Here is a 23,612-nt window from a genome sequence, read left to right as displayed (position 1 = left end):
TCGCCCTGGCCTTGCCCGCCGAGATCGTCCAGTGCCGGTGTGCCGCCGGAGGCGTGCTGGCCGCCTCCCTGCTGGCCGCCCTGCTGGCGGTCGCTCTGCTGGCTGCCCTGTTGCTGGCCACCTTGTTGCTGGCCACCTTGTTGCTGGCCACCCTGTTGCTGGCCACCCTGTTGCTGGCCACCCTGTTGCTGGCTACCCTGTTGCTGGCCACCCTGCTGGCCACCTTGCTGCCGGCTGCCCTGTTGCTGGCCGCCTTGTTGCTGGTTGCCCTGTTGCTGGCCGCCTTGTTGCTGGTTGCCCTGTTGCTGGCCGCCTTGTTGCTGCTTGCCGGAGCCCATGCCGCCCGACTGCTGGTTCCCCTCGCGCTGGCCCTGGCCGGCGGCTGGAACGAGATCCGCGTTTGGATCGGATTGGGAATTGTCCGCTTGCGACTGTTTCTGGTTTGGCTGCTTGTTCATGACCGTCTCCTTGTCGAAGATTGCTGAGACATCATGTTAGTCCACCTGCTGACATCGGCCATCGGCGTTCGTCCGACATGGCTGTAGGAGAGGTCGGACGGCCTGTCCCAGCAGCAAAACAAGCGCGCACCTTGGCGGGCTGTTGCCTGCGCCGATGCGCGCTCCATTCAGTAACGGAAACGCTACCCGGCGCAGTCAATGCTTCCCACCTTGCTTGTCGTCCTCCGCTCGGGCTGGCGGTTAACGTCGAAGTCGTCGAATTGCAGCTTGGAGATGCTCTTGTCTGCAAAATCCTTGTTGTCAGCCATGGCAGCCTCCGCGCTTCGGATGAGTTGGAAACCGCATCTTGGGCGTTCCGGCAGGGAGACGGCGCTTGCCGCACGCTGGACGCGGCAAGCGCTGCAGGACAGGAGTTCAGGGCTGGGCGGGCGCCACGCCCAGGCTGCGCAGGAACTCCTGGGCGGCGCCGGAGGCGGCCCGATGCTGCTCGGCCGAGAAGCCGCCGTGCCCGCCGCCCTTGATCGTGTACAGCACGTTCTTCACGCCGGCCCGGTCGAGCGCCGTCTTCAGGCGCACGCCGTGCGCATACGGCACCAGCGGGTCGGCGTCGCCATGGATCGTGAAGACGGGCGGCCCGCCGGAGCGCACATGGGTCAGGGGCGACACCGCACGCGCCAGCGCCTCGCGGCCCTGCATGCTGCCGAACCAGGCCACCGCATACGAGCGCACGTTCGGCCCTTGCAGCATGTCGGCGATGTCGGTAATGCCATACCAGTTGACCACCGCCGCCACCTTCGGCGCCGGGTTCCGGTAAGGCCCGCTCCAGCCGGGCTCGTTGGCTGCGCACTGGTTGGTGAAGGGAGAATCCGACGGAATCATCGCGGTGGCAAGCGCCAGGTGCCCGCCGGCCGAGTCGCCGGAGGTCACGACCCGGTTGACGTCGAAGTTGTACTTTTTCGCGTTCAGGCCGACCCACTGCAGCGCGCACAGCGTGTCCTCGACCGCCGCAGGCGCCAGGGCCACGTTGGCCAGGCGGTAGCCCGCGTTCACCACCGTGAAGCCCATGTGCAGGAAAGGCAGGGCGGACAGGGCGGCGCGCCCGTGCGCGCCCGCGACCCAGCCGCCGCCATGGAAGTACAGCACCACCGGCGCGGCTTGCCCGCTTGCCGCGGTAGCGGCCGCGGCGGGCCGGTAGATGTCGAGCTTGAGCTCCTTGCCGCTCGCGGTCAGGTAGTGGATGTCGGATTGGACCGTGAAACCCTGCTGGCGCACGATGTCGCGGCGCGCCTCGGCGGGATCGGCCTGCGCCGACGCGGCCGGGGCCGCGCCCAGCGCGCCGGCCAGGACGGCAGCCAGTGCGGCAGCCGAGACGCGAGCCAACCCGGCGGGCCGCGGCGCGAGCGCAGGCAGTGGCCGTCCCTGCGATGGAAATGCGCGCATGCCCACCCTTACATGTTCGGGTAGTTCGGGCCGCCGCCGCCTTCCGGCGTCACCCAGACGATGTTCTGGGTCGGATCCTTGATGTCGCAGGTCTTGCAATGCACGCAGTTCTGCGCGTTGATCTGCAGGCGGTCCTGGCCATCATCCAGCTTCACGTACTCGTAGACCCCGGCCGGGCAGTAGCGCTGTTCCGGACCCGCATACTTGGCCAGGTTGACGTCCACCGGAATGCTGGGGTTCTTCAGCGTCAGGTGGATCGGCTGGTCTTCGCTGTGGTTGGTGTTCGAGATGAACACCGAGGACAGGCGATCGAAGGTCAGCTTGCCGTCCGGCTTCGGGTAGGCGATCGGCTGGAACTGCGCGGCCGGTTTCAGGCACTCGTGGTCGGCATGCTTGTGGCGCAGGGTCCACGGCGCCTTGCCGCGGAACACCATCTGGTCGATGCCGGTCATGATGGTGCCGACGTAGAGGCCCTTGCTCATCCAGGGCTTGAAGTTGCGCGCGACGTGCAGTTCCTCATGCAGCCAGCTCTTTTCAAAAGCCGCCGGGTAAGACGCCAGCTCGTCGTGCTGGCGGCCTTCGCCCAGCGCGGCGAACGCGCTTTCCGCGGCCAGCATGCCGGTCTTGATTGCACCGTGGCTGCCCTTGATGCGGCTGGTGTTCAGGAAGCCTGCATCGCAGCCGATCAGGGCGCCGCCCGGGAACACGGTCTTGGGCAAGGATTGCAAACCCCCTGCGGTGATGGCACGCGCGCCGTACGAGATGCGCTTGCCGCCTTCGAAGAAGTGGCGGATCGCCGGGTGCGTTTTATAGCGCTGGAATTCCTCGTAGGGCGACAGGTAGGGGTTCTGGTAGGCCAGGCCCACGACGAAGCCGACCGCCACCTGGTTGTTCTCCAGGTGGTACAGGAAGGAGCCGCCGTAGGTGCTGTTGTCGAGCGGCCAGCCGGCCGTGTGGATCACCAGGCCCGGCTTGTGCTTGCTCGGGTCGATCTCCCACAGCTCCTTGATGCCGATGCCGTAGGTCTGCGGGTCCTTGCCCTTGTTGAGGTCGTATTTCGCCATCAGCTGCCGGCCGAGGTGGCCGCGCGAGCCTTCCGCGAACAGCGTGTACTTGGCGTGCAGTTCCATGCCGAGCTGGAAGTCGCCGCCCGGCTCGCCGTCGCGCTTGACGCCCATGTTGCCGGTAGCGACGCCCTTGACCGAACCGTCCTCGCTGTACAGCACTTCGGCCGCCGGGAAGCCGGGGAAGATCTCGACGCCGAGCGCCTCCGCCTGTTGCCCCAGCCAGCGCACCACGTTGGCCAGCGAGATCACGTAGTTGCCGTGGTTGGTCAGCATCTTCGGGACCATGAAGTTCGGCGTGCGGATCGCCTTGCTCTCGGTGAGGAACAGCACCTGATCTTCGGTGACCGGGGTGTGCAGCGGCGCGCCTTTTTCCTTCCAGTCGGGGATCAGCTCGTTCAGGGCGATCGGGTCCATGACCGCGCCAGACAGGATGTGGGCGCCCAGCTCGCCGCCTTTCTCGAGCACGCAGACCGAGACCTCTTGTCCCTTTTCTGCCGCCAGCTGCTTCAGCCGGATCGCAGCCGACAGGCCCGCCGGGCCGCCGCCGACGATGACGACGTCGTACTCCATCGCTTCGCGCGGTCCGTATTGTTCCAGGATGTTGGTTGGCTCAGTCATATGATTATTTTAATAAGAATGAAAAATTTAAGCACGAGTGTGCGCTTTTTTACTGCCGATTGCAACGTTGGCCGCCATTTTACGGACATTATTAGATGCAGCAATCTAATACTGATGATTTGTGTAATCATGGTGTCTTCGCAACCGGGCAGGACCAGACTGGAAAGGGGAGCCGAGCGTGGGCATCGAAGTCAATTACGAAGGAAAAATCGCCATGGTCACCGGCGCATCGAGCGGCCTGGGCGCGCGTTTCGCCAAGGCGCTGGCGGGCGCAGGGGCGCAGGTGGTGCTGGCCTCGCGCCGGGTCGAGCGGCTCAAGGAGCTGCGCGCCGAGATCGAGGCCGACGGCGGCGCCGCCCACGTGGTGCGGCTGGACGTGACCGACCTGGCCTCGATCAAGTCGGCCATCGCGCATGCAGAGACCGAAGCCGGGCCGATCGACATCCTGGTGAACAACTCGGGCGTCTCAAGCACCCAGCGCCTGCTGGACGTGACCGAGGAAGACTACAACTACATCATGGACACCAACCTGCGCGGCGCCTTCTTCGTTGCGCAGCAGACCGCCAAGCGCATGATCCAGCGCGCCAAGGGCGACCCGCGCAAGCAGCACCGCATCGTCAACATCGCCTCGGTGGCCGGCCTGCGCGTGCTGCCCCAGATCGGCGTCTATTGCATGAGCAAGGCCGGTGTGGTGCAGATGACCAAGGCGATGGCGGTGGAGTGGGGCCGCTACGGCATCAACGTCAACGCCATCTGCCCGGGCTACATCTCCACCGAGATGAACGAGGATTACTTCGATACCGAGCAGGGGCGCAAGCTGATCGACATGCTGCCCCGCAAGCGCGCCGGCAAGCCGGAAGACCTCGACGGGCTCCTGCTGCTGCTCGCCGCGGACGAAGCCCACTTCATCAACGGCGCCGTCATCACGGCCGACGACGGCATGACGGCGCAGTAACGCCGTTTACCTGGGTGAGGAAGCCATGAGCAGCAAGCAGTTCGTGCACGCCCTGCGGATCCCCATTCGCTGGGGCGACATGGATGCGATGGGTCACGTCAACAACACCGTCTATTTCCGCTACATCGAATCGGCACGCATCGCCTGGCTGGAACAGGCCGGTGCGCTGCCCGACCCGGCCGCGTCCAGCGAAGGTCCTGTGATCGTCAACGCCCATTGCAGTTTCCTGAAGCAGCTGACGTATCCAGGCGAGATCGAAGTGAGGACATTTGTCGGCCCGCCGGGGCGTTCCAGCATCGAGCTCAGCCACGAGATCCGCCTGGTCGGTCCGGACGGACAGGCCGGTGCGCTGCATGCCGAGGGCGGGGCGAAAGTCGTGTGGATCGACTTCAAGGCCGAGAAATCGCGCCCGCTGCCGGACCGGCTGCGGGCGCTGCTTCCCACTGCGTAAGCGGGCAAGCGCGCCGAGCCAGCGCTGGCGGCAAGGCTCAGCGCGCCCCGACCAGCTTGTGCACCAGCTCCGACGAGGTCGAGGCCGAAAACTTGCGCATCAGGCTGGCGCGGTGCATCTCCACCGTGCGCGGGCTCAGGTCGGTGTCGCGCGCGATCATCTTGCTGGTCTTGCCCTCCACCAGCAGGGCGGCGATCTCGCGTTCGCGCGGCGTCAGTTCGGCCGACACCGGCCGCTTCTCGCTCACGTCCTCGAAGGTCCACACGCCCGCGCCCAAAGGCTGGCTCGGGTCGAGCGCGCGCCCCGTCACGTGGCACCAGAACAGTTCGCCGTCCGCGCGGCGCATGATGCGCTCGTCCGAGTAGCGCCCCCTGGCATTCATGATCGGCACGATGCGGTCGCCCGTGCGCAGGAATTCGTCCATGGTCGGGTAGAGGACGCTGAAGGATTTGCCGTTCAAGTCGCCCGCGGCATAGCCGAACATGCCTGCCAGCGCCAGGTTGCAGGACTGGATCACACGGTTGGACGAGACGCACATTCCCACCGGCGCATGCTGGAAGATCATCTCGTAATCGATGGCGGCGACCGGCACAGCGGCCTGGTTCGCTTGAGGTGGATCGGTTGCTCGAGTCATGGACGGGGCGGCCCGTATTTCTACGGTATTGTTATTCGTTACAGCGTATTTTATGCTGAGAATCGACTCTTGGAGGAAACCCGCGGCATGCCGCCGGGTTCTGGAAGTAAAAAAAGCTTGTTGGCTTAATCGATAAAAGGGACGGGTATGAACAAAGTGTATCCTGATGCGAAGTCGGCGCTCGCCGGCATCGTGGCAGATGGCCAGACCATCGCCGTGGGCGGCTTCGGCCTGTGCGGTATTCCGGAAGCGCTGATCGCGGCGCTGCGCGACTCCGGCGTGAAGAACCTGACGGCGATTTCGAACAATGCGGGCGTGGACGGCTTCGGCCTGGGCCAGCTGCTGGAAACCCGCCAGATCAAGAAGATGATCTCGTCCTACGTCGGCGAGAACAAGGAATTCGCGCGCCAGTTCCTCGCCGGCGAACTCGAACTCGAATTCACCCCGCAGGGCACGCTGGCCGAGAAGCTGCGCGCCGGCGGCGCCGGCATCCCGGCCTTCTACACCAAGACCGGCTACGGCACCATCGTCGCCGAAGGCAAGGAAACCCGCGAATTCGACGGCGAGCACTACGTGATGGAACGTGCGCTGCTGCCGGACGTCTCGCTGGTCAAGGCGTGGAAGGCCGACAAGGCCGGCAACCTCCTGTACCGCAAGACGGCGCGCAACTTCAACCCGAACGTGGCCACCGCGGGCAAGATCTGCGTCGTGGAAGTCGAAGAGCTGGTCGAGATCGGCGAGATCGATCCGGACCAGGTGCACACCCCGAGCATCTTCGTGCACCGCATCGTCCACAACCCGACGCCGGAAAAGCGCATCGAACAGCGCACTGTACGTACGAACTGAGGCGCCAAGCGCTATCAAGAACCTGGAGACAGAACATGGCATGGACTCGTGATGAAATGGCCGCGCGCGCGGCGAAGGAACTGCAGGACGGTTTCTATGTGAACCTGGGCATCGGCCTGCCGACCCTGGTGGCGAACTACGTCCCCAACGACATCGAGGTCTTCCTGCAGTCGGAAAACGGCCTGCTGGGCATCGGTCCGTTCCCGACGGACGATGCAGTGGACGCCGACCTGATCAACGCCGGCAAGCAGACCGTGACGGCGCTGCCGGGCGCAGCGTATTTCAGCTCGGCTGATTCCTTCGGCATGATCCGGGGCGGCAAGATCAACCTGGCGATCCTGGGCGCGATGCAGGTGTCCGAGCGCGGCGACCTGGCCAACTGGATGATCCCGGGCAAGATGGTGAAGGGCATGGGCGGCGCGATGGACCTGGTGGCGGGCGTCAAGCGCGTGGTCGTGGTAATGGAACACGTCGCCACCGCCAAGGACGGCTCGACCTCGCACAAGATCCTGAAGGGGTGCGACCTGCCGCTGACCGGCGTGGGCGTGGTCGACCGCATTATTACCGACCTGGGCGTCATGGACGTGCTCGAGAGCGGCCTCAAGCTGGTGGAACTGGCGCCCGGCGTGACGAAGGAACAGGTGCTGGCGGCCACCGGCTGCGAGCTGGATGTGTCGGCGGTCTGACGATCATGGGGCGGCTCTGCCGCCCTTCGTGAACAAAGCCCGGCCAGGCAGGTGCCGGGCTTTTTTATTCCGGAGTCCAGACGTACTGGACAGCCGTCCATGCGCGCACCGGCTTGCCGTCGACCATGGGCGGCTTGAAGCGGCATTTCGATAAACCCGAGCGCGCTGCCTCGTCGAGCCCGGGGTGGCCACTCGACTTCTGGAGCCTTGAGTCCAGCACCCTGCCATCGGGACCGATCAGGAACTGGATGGTGACGGTGCCTGTGTTCTTCAGCCGGGCGTCTTCCTCCGGATAGACAGGCCTGCTGCAGGTACTGGTGTCCACACCGGGGCGGGCATCCTGCACTGGACTGTCAGGCGCTGCATGGACAACTCCGTGGAGCGCCGCGGCGATGACAAACGATGCGCATGCCGCGAGCCGGACATGCCGTGCGTACCGGGCCGGGCCGGCGCGGCGGGAGGGGACTGCCATGCGATCTCCTTGTTCACCGCCCGAGGCTGGCGGGCGTCCCCGCCAGTCTACAGGCCTCGCACGGCAGCGGCAATCAGTCGAGCGTCCAGACGTACTGCACCGCAGTCCAGGATTCTACCGGCTTGCCCTCGGCGGTGGCCGGCTTGAACTTGCACTTCGTCAGCGCGGTGTGCGCCGCCTCGTCGAGCGCCACATGGCCGGACGACTTCGTGACTTTCGATTCCTTCACCGAACCGTTTTCCGACACCAGGAAGCCGAGCGAGACGGTGCCGGTATGCTTCTGTGCGATCGATTCGGCCGGGTACTTGGGACGCTCGCAGCTGTTGAAGTTTGCGATTGCGATGGTATCGGGCTTGGCCGGCTGTGCGGCAGGCGCCGCATGCGCGAACACCGCGGCGCTCATGGCGGCCAGTCCCAGGACGGGAATGGCCGCCTTCCAGTTCAATGCTTGTGTATCTGGGCGAATCAAGCGTTTGATGCGTGACATAAGATCTCCTCCGTTGGCCGCCTGGGCCAGGTGGTGGGTTGAAAACTGGAGTTTCTCCAGCTCGGAAAGGGCCAGGGCCAGGCGCCGCGGTTCGCCCAGTATCCTTGCCGCATGATCGTCGGCGATCTGTTCCCGTTCGACGCGGATGCGTCCCGAGATCCACCAGACCGCCGGGTGGTAGAAGAGCAGGGTCTCGACCAGGTTCTGGCCGAGGTTGACGAGGTAGTCGTGGCGCTTGATGTGGGCCATCTCGTGGGCCAGCAAGGCTTCCAGCAACTGCCCCGGCATACCGGACACGAGCGAAGCCGGCACCAATACCACCGGACGCCACCAGCCTGCCGTGATCGGGCTGCCGAGCCGCTCCACCACGCGCACGCGCACCGCACGGGTGATGCCGAACTGCGCGGCCAGCCGCTCGGCGCGAGCCTGCCATGCGGGATCCTGGCGTTCCTGGGATGCGGCGCGGCCGATCCAGAGCAGGCCCAGCACCATGCGCAATGCCATCGCGACGGCGCACACGGCCCAGGTGCCGACGATCCAGCTGAGCTGGTCGGCGAGCAGGACGCCCCAGCCTTCGTCGATCGGCGAGCCGGTCACCAGTCCGGCGGCGAACAGCACCATCGCGTCGCCGCCCGTGCCGGCGCTGCCTTGCAGGCGCAAGGCCAGTTCGGTCGCGGGCCATGCCAGGCACAGGAACAGCCCGGTGCACGCGGCCAGGTAGCGCGATTCGGGCCGGCGGTTCCTCAGTACCGTCAGCAGCACCGCAGTGGCGCAGCCGATCAGCGCACCCTGCCACAGGAAGTGAACCAGGGTCCAGCCGACGCTGGCGACGATGTCGGCGGCGCTCATTTCTTCGCCCCCGGTTGGTCTTCCTGCGCATCCTCACGCAGCAACTGCTCGATCTCTTCGCGTTCCTTCTTCGAGATGCCGCTCTTGAGCGCAGCCAGCACCAGCGCCTTGGCCGAGCCGGCGAATGCGCGCTGCATCAGGTCCTTCAGCAGATTGGTCTCGACCGAGTCCTGGGCATGGGCCGGGGCGTAGACGTGCGAGCGTTCGCTTTCGTCGCGCACCAGCAGGCCCTTGCCGTGCATGATCTGCATCAGGCGCAGCACCGTGGCATAGGTGACCTCGGGCTTGGTCTTCTGCATTTCCTGGTGCACCTGCTTGGCGGTGCCGGAGGCCATCGGCCACAGCACCTGTAATAGTTCGAGTTCGGCCGGGGTCGGCTTTGGGGTGTCGGGTTTGCGTGGCATGAGCGTCCTCATATGGTTGGTACCTGAGGCTAGAATAATCTGTCTAGACACGGCTGTCTACAACTTTCGTGCGCCGCGCTTCCATTATGCGCGGCGGATACGGGCGAAAAAAAAGGCTCTGTCAACCTTATGTATGGATGAGGGAGGAACTGCTGAGCCAATTCGCTGTCGAACACCGGTCACGACAGACGGGGAACGAGCATGCGATCGCCTCAGTTCACAAAGTGGTTTGCCAAACTCCCTGCGCTGAATGTCCCCCAGCGCCTCAAGACACTCGCGGCCCTGCAACCGGCCGCCGGGCTCGAGCAGGTGATCTCGCTCATCACCGAGATCGGCGCCACCGCCCGGCGCTGCCCGGGTTGCGCCTGTGATCGATACCATCGGCATGGCCAGGCCAACGGCCTGCAGCGCTACCGCTGCCGCGCCTGCGGCCGCACGTTCAACGACCTGAGCGGTACACCGCTGGCGCGGCTGCGGTTGCGCGATAAATGGCTGGATTACCTGGGCGCCATGCTCGAATCGAAGTCGGTGCGGGCAAGCGCCCGCCAGGTCGGGGTGCACCGCAACACGGCATTTCGCTGGCGCCACCGCTTCCTGCAGCGGCCCCGGGACGACCAGCCGCGGCAGCTCAACGGCATCGTCGAGGCCGATGAAATGTTCTTGCTGGAATCGCAGAAGGGCTCGCGCAAGCTGGACCGGCCGGCGCGCCAACGCGGCGGCAAGGCGGGTCGGCGCGGCATCTCAAGAGAGCTCGACTGCATTCTGGTAGCGAGAGACCGTAGCGGACAGACCGTCGACGCTGTAACGGGCCGCGGCGCGCTGACGGCGCCGCAACTGGAGCGTCACCTGCTACCCAGGCTGGATCGGCAAGTGCTCCTGGTAAGCGACGCGCATGCGGCGTACCGCAGCTTCGCCCGCAAGCACGGCGTCGCGCACGAGGCGGTCAACCTGCGTGCCGGCGTGCGAGTGCGCCGGGGCGCTGCCGGCGCCATCCACGTGCAGAACGTGAATGGCTATCACCAGCGATTCCGGCAATGGTTGAGCCGGTTTCGTGGGGTGGCCTCGCGTTACCTGCCCAACTACCTGGGCTGGCGCCGCGCGCTCGATGGCGACCGGGGGAGTACCGCGCAGCAATTGCTGCGCATTGCGATCGGGGTCATCAACAGTTAGCGCTGACAGCGCCAAAAAAACCGCATCCGAAGATGCGGTTCTCGAGAGGAGTGCAGGGTAGTCAGGCGGCGGCAGGCACCGGGGTCAGGTCCTTTTCGCCTTCGAGCGGCACGCGGCCGTGCAGGACGTCATCCATGCGCTGCACGTCGAGCTCCTTCTCCCATTTCGACACCACCACGGTGGCCACGCCATTGCCGACGAAGTTGGTCAGGGCGCGGGCTTCGCTCATGAAGCGGTCGATGCCGAGGATCAGGGCCATGCCGGCCACCGGGATGGTGGGAACCACAGCCAGGGTCGCGGCCAGGGTGATGAAGCCGGCGCCGGTGATGCCGGAAGCGCCTTTCGAGGTCAGCATCGCCACCGCGAGGATGGTCAGTTCCTGCATCAGGGTCAGCTCGGTGTTGGTGGCCTGGGCCACGAACAGGGCCGCCATCGTCATGTAGATGTTGGTGCCGTCCAGGTTGAACGAGTAGCCGGTTGGGACCACCAGGCCAACCACCGGCTTGGAGCAGCCGAGGCGTTCGAGCTTGCGCATCAGGGCCGGCAGCGCGCTCTCCGACGAGCTGGTGCCGAGCACGATCAGCAGTTCCTCCTTGATGTAGCGGATGAAGCGGAACACCGAGAAGCCCGTCATCCGGGCGATGAAGCCCAGCACCACGGCCACGAACAGGAAGCAGGTGAGGTAGAAGGAGCCCATCAGCTTGGCCAGCGGCAGCAGCGAGTCGAGGCCGTACTTGCCGATGGTGAAGGCCATCGCACCGAAAGCGCCGATCGGGGCGGCCTTCATGATGATGTTCACGACGCCGAAGATCACGTGCGAGAAGTCCTCGATGAACTTCGTCACCGGACGACCGCGCTCGCCCATCATCGACAGCGCGAAGCCGAACAGCAGCGCGATCAGGAGTACCTGCAGGATGTCGCCCTTGGCGAAGGCATCCACGAAGGTGGTCGGGATGATGTTCATCACGAAGTCGATCGTGCTCTGGTTCTGGGCCTTGGCCGTGTACTGGGCGATCGAGGAAGCGTCGAGCTGGCTGGCGTCGACGTTGAAGCCGGCGCCCGGCTTGAGCACATTGGCGACCACCAGGCCGATGGCCAGGGCGAAGGTCGAGACGACTTCGAAGTAGATCAGCGCCTTGCCGCCGACGCGGCCGATCTTCTTCATGTCCTGCATGCCGGCGATGCCGGCGACGACGGTACAGAAGATCACCGGGGCGATGATCATCTTGATAAGTTTGATGAAGCCGTCTCCCAAAGGCTTCATCTTCGCGCCCAGTTCGGGGTAGAGCACCCCAAGCAGCACACCAAGCACGATGGCGAACAGCACCTGGACATACAGGACTTTATAGAATGGCTTTTTCATGGCAAGGCTTCGTAGTGAAGTTTGTGGTGTTGCCATCTTTACCGAAGCGTGCTGCCTTATCTATTGTGGATATCCGCAGGCCTTATATCTTGCTTGCTGATATGTCGATCCTGTATCGGGTGGTATTTCTGAAACGATCTCCTCGACTACCCGCCCGAAGACGTAGCACGCACCACTGGCGCCTGTGACCTCCGGCGAAGGCGGTAGTCATGCCACCCACATGAGTGCCCGAATTTTTTTGCCTGCCGAAGACGCTGTTAGCATCGCCGCCGCCTGAACACCTCGCCACCCTTTATCACGAATGGCTGGTTTCCTTTTGTGATGATGCGTTGGAAGATCGCCATCACAGCGGAGCGTACTGTTTGGAAGAACAAGCCTGGATGAAGCCTGGGCTGAACTCGCAACGGTAGAAGCGGACTTCTTGTACGTCCGCCCTGGGCCTGATTCGGCCCTTGTGACAATTGGCGGATTTTTCTGTTCCGCAGGCTGGTATCTTGGTGCGACAGGGGGAATGCAGGTCGGACCTTTTGTCCGATCCGCGCTACTATATCGATGACGCAAGATAAAATGACAGATCAAAAACCATCCTTCCGTCGTTCCTGCCTTGAATTCGCGACGGCGCTGTTGGTCGTGAGTATCTCGGCATTCGTCGCCGGGTATGTTGTGGGAAGTCTTGGCGTATCCAGAGGAAATGAGATTGCAGGTGGAGTCGGTGCAATCATGGCTTTTCTGTACCTGGAAATGCAGCGCAGAGCGCGCAAGTCGCGGCGCAGCTCCTGACTGAAGCGCGACCTCATTTCGAGCCAGGGACGGATATCGACACCGGCTGCTGCGCCTGCGAGGCGCTGGTCAAATGACAAGCCATACGCGCCTGAAACGCATCAGGACCAGCTTGATACGCCGCCGATTCAGCCCGAGGTAGGCGCGTCCGAGAATCGTGCGGTTATCGGATCGAGCTCGTTTCCGGTCGCTTCGCACAGCAGGCCGTACAGCGCAGGCCGGCGGCCGCGTATCCACCGGCGTCCGGTGCAGCGTTCCAGTAGCGACAGGTCGAGTTCGCCGCACACCATCTCGTCCCGCGCTTTCCAGGTTTCATTGATGATCCGCCCGTAGCAGTCGATCAGCATCGCGTTACCGGTGCGGACTTCGCCATGGTCCTCGCCCACGCCGTTGGAGAAAACGAGGAACATGCCGTTGTCGTGCGCGCGCGCGGGCAGCCAGCGCATCAGCCAGCCGCGCCCCTTGTCGCCGCGGAATTCGGCCTCGATCGCTTCCGGATCGTTCTCGCGCTGACGCCATAGCGCCGGATCGATGACGCCCATCGCATGCGGGCTCCGGGATGCGGTGCCGCCCGTCTGATGCGGCGCGATCAGGATGTCCGCGCCCAGCAGCGCAGTCATGCGCGCATTCTCGACCAGGTTGTTGTCCCAGCAGATCAGGATGCCCAGCCTGCAGCCGAGCGAGGAGTCGAACACCGTGTAGCGGTCGCCCGGAGTGATGTGCTCGCTCTCAAAGGCGTGGATCTTCCGGTGGACGTGCCAACTGCCGTCGGGCTCGGCCACGACATAGCTGTTGTGCAGCGCCCCGCCATCACTTTCGATCAGTCCGGCGCCGATGACCAGATTGTATTGCCGGGCCAGCGCCAGCAATTTCCGGGTGCTCGGCCCCGCCGGCACTGCTTCGGCGAGCGCTTCGATGCCAGCGCGCGGCATGCCGACGACATGCCAGTACCCGGTGATGCACATCTCCGGAAATACGGCCAGTTGGATCTTGCGGGCGGCGGCCTGCGCGGCGAACTCCGTAATCCGCTGCAAGTTGGCCTGCTTGTCTCCGGGAATATGCTGGAACTGGATGGATGCCGCCTGGATGATCATCTGCCGAATCCTGAACTAAATGAATAAACGGAAGTTCTAGAAGACTATCCTTGATGGATCAGCCTTCCAGATCCCCCAGCGACTGCTCGATCCCGAGCTGCACGTCGCGCAGGAAGGCCCCACCCTGGTCCGACAGGGCAATCCCCGGCACGGCCAGCTCCACCAGGCACACCAGCGCCTGGCGGAACCATTCCATGTCGGTGCCCATGAGGGGCAGGGCGTGGGCGTCGTTCAGGTAGTGGACGGCGCGCGTCAGGAGGTTCGGATCGCGCCCGGCGCGCGCCACGCCGGGGGCGAAGTCGACGACTTCGCGGAAGAAGCGGTCCGCCAGCGTCTCGAGGATGTCGTTCGACACCTGCGGCTGGCCGGCGGCAAGCACCACCCGCGCCAGCTCCAGGCAGGCGTCCCGCAATCCCTGTTCGTCGAGGCGCTCGGTCATCGTGCTGTTACGGCGGGCGGGCTTACTGCGCGGCCCAGCCGCCGTCCATGTTCCAGGCCACGCCGCGCACCTGGTCGCCGGCCGGGCTGCAGAAGAACACGGCCAGCGCGCCGAGTTCCGCCGGGGTGACGAACTCGCCCGAAGGCTGCTTTTCAAGCAGCAGTGCCTTCCTGGCCTGCTCGTTGGAGAGGCCGTCGCGCGCGGCGCGGTCGTCCACCTGCTTCTGCACCAGCGGGGTCAGCACCCAGCCCGGGCAGATCGCATTGCAGGTGATGCCGGTCTGGGCCAGCTCGAGGGCGGTGACCTTGGTGAAGCCCACCAGGCCGTGCTTGGCCGCCACGTAGGCCGACTTGCCTGCCGAGCCCACCAGGCCGTGCACCGAGGCCAGGTTGATGATGCGCCCCCAGCCCTTCTGCTTCATGCCGGGCAGGGCCAGGCGGGCGGTGTGGAAGGCCGAGGTCAGGTTGATGGCGATGATCGCGTCCCACTTCTCGGTAGGGAATTCGTCCACGCTGGCCACGTGCTGGATGCCTGCATTGTTGACCAGGATGTCGACGCCGCCGAAGCGCTCGGCAGCAAAACGCATCATGGCTTCGATCTCGGCCGGCTTGCTCATGTCGGCGTTGTGGTAAGCGGTCTGCACGCCGAACTCCGCGCCGACTTCAAGGTAAAGCTTCTCGATCTGCTGGGCGTCGCCGAAGCCGTTGAACACGATGTTGGCGCCCTGTTCCGCCAGCGAGCGGGCGATCCCCAGGCCGATGCCCGAAGTCGAACCGGTGACGAGTGCTGTTTTACCGCTGAGCATAGTGGAGTTCATTGTGTCCTCTGGTTTGGTGGGTGAGTTTGCAGGTGAGCGGGTTGCTTCCTCAGAATTGGTAGAATTCTAATGGCAATGCCAAGTAAAATGGTGCGTTGCCACAGTAGAAACTGAAAAGATTGGACAATATTGTCATCGACGGAGCGGGGGCGAAGGTGCAGAGCGGCGAAGCCAGACTGAAAAACGTGCAGTGCAGTTCGCCTGCCGGCCTGCACCGCATGGCCTACAAGGAGTGGGGCGACCCGGCGAATCCGAAGGTGCTGGTGTGCGTGCACGGCGTCACCCGCGTGGCCGACGACTTCGACCACCTGGCGCGCGCCCTGTGCGACGAATACCGCGTGGTGTGTCCGGACGTGGTCGGCCGGGGGCGCTCCGGCCGGCTGCGCAATCCGGAGTACTACACGGTGCCGCAGTACGTCGCCGACATGGTCACGCTGATCGCGCGCGTCAAGGGTGACGACGATGCGGACGACAGCCCCGGCGTGCACTGGTTCGGCACCTCGATGGGCGGCCTGATCGGCATGATACTGGCCTCGCTCGAGGACAGCCCGATCCGCAGGCTGGTCCTCAACGACATCGGCCCGGTGCTGGACCAGGGCGCGATCGCCCGCATCGGCGAGTACATCGGCCAGGACATCCGCTTCCCCGACTTCGATACCGGCGCGGCCTATGTGAAAGCCGTGTCGATGTCCTTCGGCCCGCACACCGAGGAAGAATGGCACAAGCTCGCCAGCGACGTGCTGCGCCAGGACCCCGACGGCCAGTGGGTGCGCCACTACGACCTGGGCCTGGCCCAGCCTTTCCGCGCCATCACGCCGGACCGCGCGGCCGGCGACCAGGCCGCCCTGTGGTCGGCCTGGGATGCGATCCGCTGCCCGACCCTGCTGGTGCGCGGCGAGCAGTCCGACCTGCTGTCGCGCGAGACGGCCGAGGAAATGTGCAGGCGCGGACCGTTGCCGCGGCTGGTCGAGATTCCCGGCGTGGGGCATGCGCCCACTTTTGTCCGGGCCGACCAGATGGCGATCGCACGAGAATTTTTAGTCGGCGGAGCATAGGCATCCGCCACGTTTTATAAAGAAAGCAGCTATGGAAATCAAACGACTTCACGTGGGCAGGCGCCTGTCCGAAACCGCCATCTATAACGGCACCGTCTACCTGGCCGGCCAGATCGCCGAGGACACCACCCAGGACATCGAGGGCCAGATGCGCGAAGTGCTCGGCCACGTCGACCGCCTGCTGAACGAAGCCGGCAGCGACAAGTCCTGCATCCTGATGTGCCAGATCTTCATCTCCAGCATGGAGCATTTCGCCGGCATGAACAACGTGTGGGACGAGTGGGTGCCGCAGAGCCACACCCCGCCGCGCGCCACCGTGGAAGCCAGGCTTGCCAACCCCGCATGCCTGGTCGAGGTCTGCATCACCGCCGCACTGCGCTGAACCCCTAGATGGTATCAAGTGTTCTCCTCGGCGACGCCATCAGCCGTCTGAATCAGGGCCTGGGCGCGGACGACTGCGCACGGGTCCAGGCCGCGCTCGACTACGCCGGCGCCATGTACGGCGAACGCAGCACGGCGGCGGGCCAGAACGCCTTCGAGTTCTCGCTCGGCGTCGCCGGCACGCTGTGCTACCTGAGCACCGACGCCGAGACCCGCATCGCCGGCCTGCTGTTCGAGCTGGCGATGGTGGACCCGGCGGTGGCGGGCTCGCTCGAGGAGCGCTTCGGCAAGGAAGTATCAAGCCTGGTGCAGGGCGTCTACCAGCTGGTCAAGCTGCGCGACCTCACGGCCGGCAAGGAGCAGATCGCAGGCGCGAAGACGGTGGGCAAGAACGCGGCGGGCAAGAACGCGGCCCAGCAGGCCGCCGCCCAGGTCGAAACCCTGCGCAAGATGCTGCTGGCGATGGCCTCCGACATGCGCGTGGTGCTGATGCGCCTGGCGTCCTGCGCCACCACGCTGCGTTATTTCGCCGAGCAGAAGCGCTTCGACGAGGTCACCCGCGCCTATGGCCGGGAGGTGCTCGACTTCTATGCGCCGCTTGCCAACCGGCTCGGCATCTGGCAGTTGAAATGGGAGCTGGAGGACCTGTCCTTCCGCTTCATCGAGCCGGACACCTACAAGCGCATCGCCAGGATGCTCGAAGAGAAGCGCATGCAGCGCGAAGGCTTCGTGCAGTCCTCGATCGACCGCCTGGAGAACGAGCTGCGCGATGCCGGCATCAAGGCGGAGGTGTCGGGGCGGCCGAAACACATCTACAGCATCTGGAACAAGATGCGCGGCAAGGAGCTCGACTTCTCCTCGCTGTACGACGTGCGCGCCTTCCGCGTGATCGTCGACGACGTCAAGACCTGCTACACGGTGCTCGGCATCGTGCACAACATCTGGACCCCGATCCCGAAGGAGTTCGACGACTACATCTCGCGTCCCAAGCCGAACGGCTACCAGTCGCTGCACACGGTCGTCACTGCCGAGGACGGGCGGCCGCTGGAAGTGCAGATCCGTACCCAGGACATGCACAACTTCGCCGAGTACGGCATCGCCGCCCACTGGCGCTACAAGGAAGAGGGCGGGTCGAGCTTCAAGAGCCAGAAGTACGACGAGAAGATCGCCTGGCTGCGCCAGCTGCTGGCCTGGAAGAGCGACGTCGCCGACGTGGTCGCCGGCCAGGACGAGCTGCAGAAGGAATGGGTCGAGAAGCTCAAGGCGGCCACGCTGGACGACCGCATCTTCGTGCTGACCCCGCAGGCGCGCGTGCTCGAACTGCCGCAGGGCGCGACGCCGATCGACTTCGCCTACCACCTGCACAGCGAGGTCGGGCACCGCTGCCGCGGCGCCAAGATCGATGGCGTGATGGTGCCGCTGAATACGCCGCTGCGCAATGGCCAGACCTGCGAGATCATTACCGCCAAGGGGCCGGCGGGCAGCGCGGGCCCGTCGCGCGACTGGCTCAGCCCCGGCTATACGGTCAGCAGCCGCACCCGGTCGAAGATCCGCGCCTGGTTCCACGCCCAGGAGCAGGCCGAGACCCTGGCGCAAGGCCGGGCGCTGGTGGAAAAATCGCTCCAGCGCGAGGGCAAGACCGCGGTCAACCTGGAAACGCTGGCGCACAAGCTGGGCTTTGCCAAGGTGGACGAGCTGTTCATCCAGGTGGGCAAGGAGAAGTTCAGCCTGCGCCACGTGGAAGCGGCCCTGCACGACACGGTGGAAACGCCGCCGCCAGTGGACGAAGCGGTGGTCTACAAGAGCCGCGCCTCGAGCGTGGAGCAGGGCGCCAAGTCCGGCGTGCTGGTGGTCGGCACCGAGGGCCTGATGACGATGCTGGCCAAGTGCTGCAAACCGGCGCCGCCCGACCCGATCTGCGGCTTCGTCACGCGCGGCAAGGGCGTCTCGATCCACCGCCTGAGCTGCAAGAACTTCGCCGAGATGCGCGCCAAGGCGCCGGAGCGGGTAATCCAGACCGAATGGGGCTCGGCCGGACAGGAGACCGTGTATCCGGTCGACCTGTTCATCCTGGCGATGGACCGGCAAGGACTGCTGCGCGATATCTCCGACGTGTTCATGCGCGAGAAGATCAATGTGATCGGGGTGAATACGCAGAGCAGCAAGGGGCAGGCGCGCATGGTGTTCACGGCGGAGATCGGGTCGACCGGACAGCTGCAGAAGGCGCTGGGGGCGATCGGGGAGGTGAAGGGGGTGATGGAGGCGAGGAGGCAGTAGTATCCATTTGATACAAAAAACGAGCACATCCATTAAAATTTGTATCATATTGACATCATGCGCCGAACCGTCAACCTCTACGCCAACCCGCGCCTGTGGGGCCTCGCCCTTGCCCGCTACCTGCGCAGCTGGTGGTACATGATTTACCTGGGCGCCATCGCCATCGTGATGGCGCTGTCCCCGTCGACCTACAAGCGCGAGAACCGCCTGGCCGCGGCGCGCTACATCCATGCCGGCACCTGGCAGGTGCTGCCCTGGTTCGCCTTGGCCTCGGCCCTGATCAGCCTCGTCATCATCCGCATCGTGCTGGTCACGGCCAAGAGCTACGGCCTGTCGCACTTCGCCCTGGAGATGGTGGTGCGGGTGCTGGTGCTGGAACTGATTCCCCTCTCTGCCGCCATGTTCGTGGCCCTGCGCGCCAGCATGGCCTTCGACGTGTCGGCCCTGGGCCTGGCGCGCGCCGGCATGTCGCCGCAGGCCGCGGGCGAGGAGGCCATGCGGCGCATGCGGCGCGACATGGTGCCCCAGCTGCTGGCCAATTCCTTCGCGGTCCTGAGCCTGGCGATGGTGACCAGCACCATCGTGCTGGTGCTGGCCTACCTGAACGTCTACGGCCTGCTGCCCTGGGGCGTGAACGACTACACCCGCACCGTCGGCCGCGTGTTCTCGCCGGCGGTGACGATCGGCTTCGTGCTCAAGACCGTCCTGTTCGGCCTGGCCGTGGCCCTGATTCCCACCGCCGCCATCCTCGAACTGCAGCGCTACCCGCGCCGCGTCAACTTCACCGTCCAGCCGGGCGCGCTGCGCCTGCTGTTCGTGCTGCTGCTGATCGAGGCCGCCTCGCTGGCGCTGAAATACATCTGAACCCGACAAGAACACAAGGAAGCCCATGACCGAACCGCTGCCGGACGAACCGAAACACGTCGAACTCAAGGCCATGATCCTCTTGGTGTCGATCGGCATCCTGGTCGTTTCCTTCATCGGCTACGTGATGCACGCCCGCGGCGTGTTCGAGCCGACCCAGCGCCTGGTGCTCGAGGCCGACGATTCCTCGGGCGTCATGCCGGGCATGGACATGACCTTCGCCGGTTTTCCGATCGGGCGTGTGAGCCAGGTCGAGCTTTCTCCCGAGGGCAAGGTGCGAATCCTGGTCGATGTGCAGAGCAAGGACGCCAAGTGGCTGCGCACCAACAGCGTCTTCACGCTGGAGTCGAGCATCGTCGGCGAAACCCGCCTGCGCGCCTTTACCGGCGTGCTGACCGATCCGCCGCTGCCGCCGGGGGCGGTGCGTTCGGTGCTGCGCGGCGACGTCTCGGCCGAGATCCCGCGCATGGTCGCCACCGCCCGTTCGCTGCTGGAAAACCTGGAAAGCATGACGTCGGTGGGGTCGGACATCAACGCCAGCCTCGCCAACGTCAACGCGCTGACCGGCCGCATGAACGGTCCGGGCGGCGTGCTGGGCGGCGTGATGGGCGGCGATGCCGAGGCGCGCCGCCTGCGCGAGGCGCTGGACCGCATCAACTCCCTGCTCGGCAAGACCGAGCAGCGCGTCTACGGCAGGAACGGCGTCATGGACGACACGCAGGCCGCGATCCGGCAGCTGCACGTGGTCTTGCAGGACGCCAGCACCACGCTCAAGAAGGTCGATGCGGTGCTGGTCGAGGCCCAGGCGGTCGGCGCCAACGCGCGCGTGGCCACCCAGGACCTGGGCGCGCTGCGCGGCGAGGTCGACGCCAGCCTGCGCAAGGTGAACCGCCTGGTCGACGAGATCAACCGCAACTGGCCTTTTGCCCGCAGCAACCAGGAGATCAAGCTGCCATGAGAATCTTCCCTGTCCTCCTTGTGGCCCTGCTGGCAGGCTGCGCCAGCAAACCCCTGCCGCCCGACTGGCAGGCGGACGCCAAGGGCGCCCTCGACGGTTCGGTGGACGACTACCTGAAAGGCCATACGGGCGCCGCCGACGCGGGATTCCGCACGGCGCGCACGGCGACCAGCGCCACCGGCCGGCCCGACTACGTGGCCCAGGTCGAGCTGGTGCGTTGCGCGGCCCGCGTGGCCAGCCTCGACTTCGACGACTGCCCCGGCTACGCGGTGCTGGCCCGAGAAGCCACCCCGGAACAGCGTGCTTATGCGGACTACCTGTATGGCCGCTGGCAGGGTGTGAATGCCGCGGCGCTGCCCGAGCAGCACCGTCCCGTGCTCGCCACCGGGCAGGTCGCCGGTGTGGCCGACCCGCTGGCGCGTTTGGTGGCGGCTGGCGCGGCCTTCAAGGCCGGACGCATCACGCCGGAAGTAATCAATCAGGCCATCGATACGGCGTCGAACCAGGGCTGGCGCCGTCCGCTGCTGGCCTGGCTGGGGGTACAGGCGCAGCGCGCGGAGGCGGCGGGAAATGCGCAGGAAGTGCAGCGCATCCGCAGGCGGATCGCGCTGGCGTCAGGCCAGGGCTAGGAAAACGACAAAGACAGCCAGGCCGGCTTTCGCAGGGTGGTCGGCTGCGCCGACCGCGCGTTCGGCTTCGTCATGTTCAGTGGCTGCGCCTCTTTGAGTTGGACGCGCGGTCGGCAATAGCCGACCACCCTACATGAGGACAAACCGGCGTTGCGCCTCCCCAGGATCAGCCAGGCTGTGCATGGGTGAGCGCCTCCTTCGCCGGCCGCAGCGCCCACGGCAGCATGTTGTGGATCGTGGTCGCCGCAAGCGCCGCCTGCCCGGTCGCCACCGCGATCTGGTTCAGGCCGCGCGTGACGTCGCCTACCGCGAACAGCCCCGCTACCTTCGTGCGGCAATGGTCGTCCACCGCCAGCTTCGCGCACTCCACCGTCTCGGCGCCCAGCCCGGACGCCAGGTCGGAGCGCGCATTCTCGCCCAGCATCGGGTAGAACACGTCGCAGCGATAATCCTCGCCGTCCCTGGTATGCAGGATCGGCTTCATGTCGTCGCTCATGGTCACGCCGGCCAGCGGCGACTCGACCAGGCGCACGCCGGCGGCCGCCAGCTGCTGGCGCTCCTCGTCGTTGATGGCGGAGGGAGCGCTGCGCTCGAACAGCAGCACGTCGGCGCTGAAGGTGCGCATGAACAGCGCGTGGCCGACCGGATTGACCTCCGAGGTGACCACGCCGATCCGCTTGTCGATCACGTCCCAGCCGTCGCACACCGGGCACAGGCGCACGGCGCCGCAGCGCACCGCCTCGTCCCAGCGTTCGACCGGCATGCCGGCGTCGGCCACGCCGGTAGCCAGCAGGACCGTGAGGGCGCGGATCTGGCAGGGCTCGCCTCCGTCCGGCGGGGTATAGTCGCCGACGAAGACCCCGTCTTCCAGGCGCAGGTCGAGGATCTCGCCCTGCATCACGCTGCCGCCATAGTTGGCCAGTTGGGCGCGCAGGTTCTCGAGCAGCTGCACGCCATTGATCCCTTCCGGGAAGCCGGGGTAGTTGTGCGAGACGGGAATCCAGGAAAGGCGGCTATTGCCCTTGTCCACCAGCGCCACGTGGCGGGTGAAGCGGCGCAGGTAGACAGCGGCCGTGAGTCCGGCCGGGCCGCCGCCAATGATGAGGGTGTCGAATACTGTGCGGTCGCAATCCATGACCCGATTATGCTGCCGGCGCCGCGGGGCGCGTATCGGCGCGCCCGCCTGCCGTGGGTAAGAGAGGGCTTACAAGGACTTGCCGCCGGCCGCCTCCGGCTGCAGGGTCACATGGTCGATGCCGTGTTTATCGCGCAGCATGGCGCGCACCGCCGCCAGCACGGCCGGCCACTGGTCGAGGCTGGCGATTTCCAGGTGGCCGATGAGCGCAGGGTGGCCGGGCGACATGTCCCATACGTGCAGGTCGTGCACGTCCAGCACGCCCTGGACGGCCTTCAGGTCGGCGCCCACTTCCAGGTAGTCGATTTCGTGCGGCACGCCTTCCATCAGCACGTGGTAGGACTCGCGCAGGATGCCCCGGGTGGAACGCAGGATGAGCAGGGCCACGAACAGCGACAGGATCGGGTCGACCCGCACCCAGCCGGTGAAGTAGATGATGGCGCCGGACGCGATCGCCGCGAGGGAGCCGAGCAGGTCGCCCATGACGTTGACCAGCGCGGCGCGGGTATTGATGCTGGCTTCGCCGCGCGACAGCACCCAGGCCACCAGCAGGTTGATCGCCGCGCCGATGGCGGCCACCACCAGCACCACGCCGCCCTGGACCGGCTCGGGGCTCAGCAGGCGCTGGGCAGCTTCCCAGCCGATCCAGGCGACCAGCGCCAGCATGGCCAGGCTGTTCACGAAGGCGGCGAGCGCTTCCGCGCGCACGAAGCCGAAGGAGTGGCGGCTTGACGGCGGGCGCTTGGCGATCGCCTGCGCCAGCAGGGCCAGGCCGAGCGCGGCGGCGTCGGTGACCATGTGGCCGGCGTCCGAGATCAGCGCCAGGGAATTCGAGATGAAGCCGGTGACGACTTCGATGACGGCGAACAGCAGGGTCAGGCCGAGGGCCAGCGCCAGCGCGGCCTGGCTGCGGCCTTCGACCACGTGGGTATGTCGGGCGTCGCCGTCGAGGTGGGCGTGCAGGTGGTCGGCAGAATGTTCGGCAGGCATCATGAATGTGGCGATTCAGACAAGGCTCCAGTGTAAAGCAAAGCCGGGCGCCCGTTGCAGGCGAGCTCGCCGGGAAACTTTTTCCGTGACAAGCCTTGCCTATGCCGTGTGCAATCCCTATAATGGCGGCATCGGGCGGTTAGTTCAGCTGGTTAGAATACTTGGTCGACATCCAAGGGGTCGCAGATTCGAATTCTGCACCGCCCACCAGAATTCACAAGAGGCTCAAAGAAGCGTAGCGAGCGGCGGCAGTTCTGGTTGAGAAGCGCAGCCGTACTTTAGTACGGTGAGCA

At 65.5% G+C, this 23,612-nt stretch carries 26 protein-coding genes and 1 tRNA gene; 14 read left to right on the top strand and 13 right to left on the bottom strand.

From position 1 onward, the window contains the following. Nucleotides 1–11: 11 nt before the first annotated feature. Nucleotides 12–485: a hypothetical protein gene (locus tag AC56KL_RS00750; protein ID WP_497178243.1), complete on the top strand. Its 474-nt coding sequence runs from the start codon at nt 12–14 to the stop codon at nt 483–485. A 155-nt stretch (nt 486–640) separates the two neighbouring features. Here AC56KL_RS00750 and AC56KL_RS00745 read toward each other — a convergent pair whose 3' ends face one another. The 3 genes from AC56KL_RS00745 to AC56KL_RS00735 all read right to left on the bottom strand — a co-directional run bounded on the left by AC56KL_RS00745 (nt 641) and on the right by AC56KL_RS00735 (nt 3,583). Further along, nucleotides 641–766 carry a hypothetical protein gene (locus tag AC56KL_RS00745; RefSeq protein ID WP_497178242.1) on the bottom strand — a complete coding sequence of 42 codons (126 nt, stop codon included), beginning with the start codon at nt 764–766 and terminating at the stop codon, nt 641–643. Between the two features lie 106 nt (nt 767–872). Continuing rightward, nucleotides 873–1,898 carry an alpha/beta hydrolase fold domain-containing protein gene (locus tag AC56KL_RS00740; protein ID WP_497178241.1) on the bottom strand — a complete coding sequence of 342 codons (1,026 nt, stop codon included), beginning with the start codon at nt 1,896–1,898 and terminating at the stop codon, nt 873–875. Between the two features lie 8 nt (nt 1,899–1,906). Beyond that, nucleotides 1,907–3,583 (bottom strand): electron transfer flavoprotein-ubiquinone oxidoreductase, encoded by a 1,677-nt coding sequence (locus tag AC56KL_RS00735; protein ID WP_497178240.1) that lies wholly within the window; start codon nt 3,581–3,583, stop codon nt 1,907–1,909. 178 nt (nt 3,584–3,761) lie between these two features. Here AC56KL_RS00735 and AC56KL_RS00730 point away from each other — a divergent pair, with 178 nt between their 5' ends. Both AC56KL_RS00730 and AC56KL_RS00725 read left to right on the top strand, forming a co-directional pair. Further along, the gene (locus AC56KL_RS00730) at nt 3,762–4,538 is read left to right on the top strand and encodes an SDR family oxidoreductase (protein ID WP_497178239.1); all 777 of its coding nucleotides are present in this window, start codon (nt 3,762–3,764) and stop codon (nt 4,536–4,538) included. Between the two features lie 25 nt (nt 4,539–4,563). Next, nucleotides 4,564–4,989, top strand: a complete 426-nt coding sequence (locus AC56KL_RS00725; protein WP_497178238.1) for an acyl-CoA thioesterase — start codon at nt 4,564–4,566, stop codon at nt 4,987–4,989. A 37-nt stretch (nt 4,990–5,026) separates the two neighbouring features. On the opposite strand, the gene AC56KL_RS00720 is transcribed toward AC56KL_RS00725, so the two are convergent. Beyond that, nucleotides 5,027–5,623: a LuxR C-terminal-related transcriptional regulator gene (locus AC56KL_RS00720; protein WP_497178237.1), complete on the bottom strand. Its 597-nt coding sequence runs from the start codon at nt 5,621–5,623 to the stop codon at nt 5,027–5,029. Nucleotides 5,624–5,770: 147 nt separating this feature from the next. Here AC56KL_RS00720 and AC56KL_RS00715 point away from each other — a divergent pair, with 147 nt between their 5' ends. Together AC56KL_RS00715 and AC56KL_RS00710 are read left to right on the top strand one after the other, a co-directional pair. Next, nucleotides 5,771–6,469 carry a CoA transferase subunit A gene (locus AC56KL_RS00715; RefSeq protein WP_497178236.1) on the top strand — a complete coding sequence of 233 codons (699 nt, stop codon included), beginning with the start codon at nt 5,771–5,773 and terminating at the stop codon, nt 6,467–6,469. A 35-nt stretch (nt 6,470–6,504) separates the two neighbouring features. Beyond that, nucleotides 6,505–7,155: a 3-oxoacid CoA-transferase subunit B gene (locus AC56KL_RS00710; RefSeq protein ID WP_497178235.1), complete on the top strand. Its 651-nt coding sequence runs from the start codon at nt 6,505–6,507 to the stop codon at nt 7,153–7,155. Between the two features lie 64 nt (nt 7,156–7,219). Here AC56KL_RS00710 and AC56KL_RS00705 read toward each other — a convergent pair whose 3' ends face one another. The 3 genes from AC56KL_RS00705 to AC56KL_RS00695 all read right to left on the bottom strand — a co-directional run bounded on the left by AC56KL_RS00705 (nt 7,220) and on the right by AC56KL_RS00695 (nt 9,367). Beyond that, nucleotides 7,220–7,627: an energy transducer TonB gene (locus AC56KL_RS00705; RefSeq protein WP_497178234.1), complete on the bottom strand. Its 408-nt coding sequence runs from the start codon at nt 7,625–7,627 to the stop codon at nt 7,220–7,222. Nucleotides 7,628–7,700: 73 nt separating this feature from the next. Further along, nucleotides 7,701–8,963 carry a M56 family metallopeptidase gene (locus AC56KL_RS00700; protein WP_497178233.1) on the bottom strand — a complete coding sequence of 421 codons (1,263 nt, stop codon included), beginning with the start codon at nt 8,961–8,963 and terminating at the stop codon, nt 7,701–7,703. After that, nucleotides 8,960–9,367 carry a BlaI/MecI/CopY family transcriptional regulator gene (locus AC56KL_RS00695; RefSeq protein ID WP_497178232.1) on the bottom strand — a complete coding sequence of 136 codons (408 nt, stop codon included), beginning with the start codon at nt 9,365–9,367 and terminating at the stop codon, nt 8,960–8,962. The genes AC56KL_RS00700 and AC56KL_RS00695 overlap by 4 nt, the downstream gene beginning before the upstream one ends. A 201-nt stretch (nt 9,368–9,568) precedes the next feature. Here AC56KL_RS00695 and AC56KL_RS00690 point away from each other — a divergent pair, with 201 nt between their 5' ends. Further along, entirely contained in the window at nt 9,569–10,537 is a 969-nt protein-coding gene (locus tag AC56KL_RS00690) for an IS1595 family transposase (RefSeq protein WP_497178231.1), read from the top strand. A 61-nt stretch (nt 10,538–10,598) separates the two neighbouring features. On the opposite strand, the gene AC56KL_RS00685 is transcribed toward AC56KL_RS00690, so the two are convergent. Then, nucleotides 10,599–11,900 carry a dicarboxylate/amino acid:cation symporter gene (locus tag AC56KL_RS00685; protein ID WP_497178230.1) on the bottom strand — a complete coding sequence of 434 codons (1,302 nt, stop codon included), beginning with the start codon at nt 11,898–11,900 and terminating at the stop codon, nt 10,599–10,601. Between the two features lie 552 nt (nt 11,901–12,452). Here AC56KL_RS00685 and AC56KL_RS00680 point away from each other — a divergent pair. Then, nucleotides 12,453–12,680, top strand: a complete 228-nt coding sequence (locus AC56KL_RS00680; RefSeq protein WP_497178229.1) for a hypothetical protein — start codon at nt 12,453–12,455, stop codon at nt 12,678–12,680. 128 nt (nt 12,681–12,808) lie between these two features. Here AC56KL_RS00680 and AC56KL_RS00675 read toward each other — a convergent pair whose 3' ends face one another. Genes AC56KL_RS00675 through AC56KL_RS00665 form a run of 3 tightly spaced genes read right to left on the bottom strand, consistent with a single transcriptional unit; the run spans nt 12,809 to nt 15,030 of the window. Next, nucleotides 12,809–13,774, bottom strand: a complete 966-nt coding sequence (locus AC56KL_RS00675; RefSeq protein ID WP_497178228.1) for a nitrilase family protein — start codon at nt 13,772–13,774, stop codon at nt 12,809–12,811. A gap of 58 nt (nt 13,775–13,832) precedes the next feature. Continuing rightward, nucleotides 13,833–14,213, bottom strand: coding sequence for a hypothetical protein (locus AC56KL_RS00670; protein ID WP_497178227.1), 381 nt, complete (start codon nt 14,211–14,213; stop codon nt 13,833–13,835). Between the two features lie 22 nt (nt 14,214–14,235). Then, nucleotides 14,236–15,030 carry a 3-hydroxybutyrate dehydrogenase gene (locus AC56KL_RS00665; protein WP_497178226.1) on the bottom strand — a complete coding sequence of 265 codons (795 nt, stop codon included), beginning with the start codon at nt 15,028–15,030 and terminating at the stop codon, nt 14,236–14,238. Between the two features lie 218 nt (nt 15,031–15,248). On the opposite strand from AC56KL_RS00665, the gene AC56KL_RS00660 reads away from it, so the two are divergent. Genes AC56KL_RS00660 through AC56KL_RS00635 form a run of 6 tightly spaced genes read left to right on the top strand, consistent with a single transcriptional unit; the run spans nt 15,249 to nt 21,194 of the window. Then, entirely contained in the window at nt 15,249–16,085 is an 837-nt protein-coding gene (locus AC56KL_RS00660; RefSeq protein ID WP_497178937.1) for an alpha/beta fold hydrolase, read from the top strand. A 31-nt stretch (nt 16,086–16,116) separates the two neighbouring features. Beyond that, nucleotides 16,117–16,467, top strand: a complete 351-nt coding sequence (locus AC56KL_RS00655; protein WP_497178225.1) for a RidA family protein — start codon at nt 16,117–16,119, stop codon at nt 16,465–16,467. Nucleotides 16,468–16,475: 8 nt separating this feature from the next. After that, the gene (locus AC56KL_RS00650; protein ID WP_497178224.1) at nt 16,476–18,743 is read left to right on the top strand and encodes a RelA/SpoT family protein; all 2,268 of its coding nucleotides are present in this window, start codon (nt 16,476–16,478) and stop codon (nt 18,741–18,743) included. 57 nt (nt 18,744–18,800) lie between these two features. Then, entirely contained in the window at nt 18,801–19,607 is an 807-nt protein-coding gene (locus tag AC56KL_RS00645) for an MlaE family ABC transporter permease (protein ID WP_497178223.1), read from the top strand. A 25-nt stretch (nt 19,608–19,632) separates the two neighbouring features. Continuing rightward, complete coding sequence (locus AC56KL_RS00640) at nt 19,633–20,565, top strand: MlaD family protein (protein ID WP_497178222.1); 933 nt, start codon at nt 19,633–19,635, stop codon at nt 20,563–20,565. Continuing rightward, a complete protein-coding gene (locus AC56KL_RS00635; protein ID WP_497178221.1) occupies nt 20,562–21,194 on the top strand; it encodes a hypothetical protein in 633 nt (210 codons plus the stop codon). The genes AC56KL_RS00640 and AC56KL_RS00635 overlap by 4 nt, the downstream gene beginning before the upstream one ends. 166 nt (nt 21,195–21,360) lie before the next feature. Here the strand turns inward: AC56KL_RS00635 and AC56KL_RS00630 are convergent, their stop codons facing one another. Continuing rightward, the gene (locus tag AC56KL_RS00630) at nt 21,361–22,329 is read right to left on the bottom strand and encodes an NAD(P)/FAD-dependent oxidoreductase (RefSeq protein ID WP_497178220.1); all 969 of its coding nucleotides are present in this window, start codon (nt 22,327–22,329) and stop codon (nt 21,361–21,363) included. Between the two features lie 69 nt (nt 22,330–22,398). Next, nucleotides 22,399–23,319 carry a cation diffusion facilitator family transporter gene (locus AC56KL_RS00625; protein ID WP_497178936.1) on the bottom strand — a complete coding sequence of 307 codons (921 nt, stop codon included), beginning with the start codon at nt 23,317–23,319 and terminating at the stop codon, nt 22,399–22,401. Nucleotides 23,320–23,452: 133 nt separating this feature from the next. Between AC56KL_RS00625 and AC56KL_RS00620 the strand changes: the two genes are divergently transcribed. Next, nucleotides 23,453–23,529 (top strand) — tRNA-Val (locus AC56KL_RS00620). The last annotated feature ends 83 nt before the right edge of the window (nt 23,530–23,612 follow it).

The organism is Telluria sp. ZB4P34, assembly GCF_059686055.1.
This window is presented reverse-complemented; position numbering and strand designations above follow the sequence as displayed.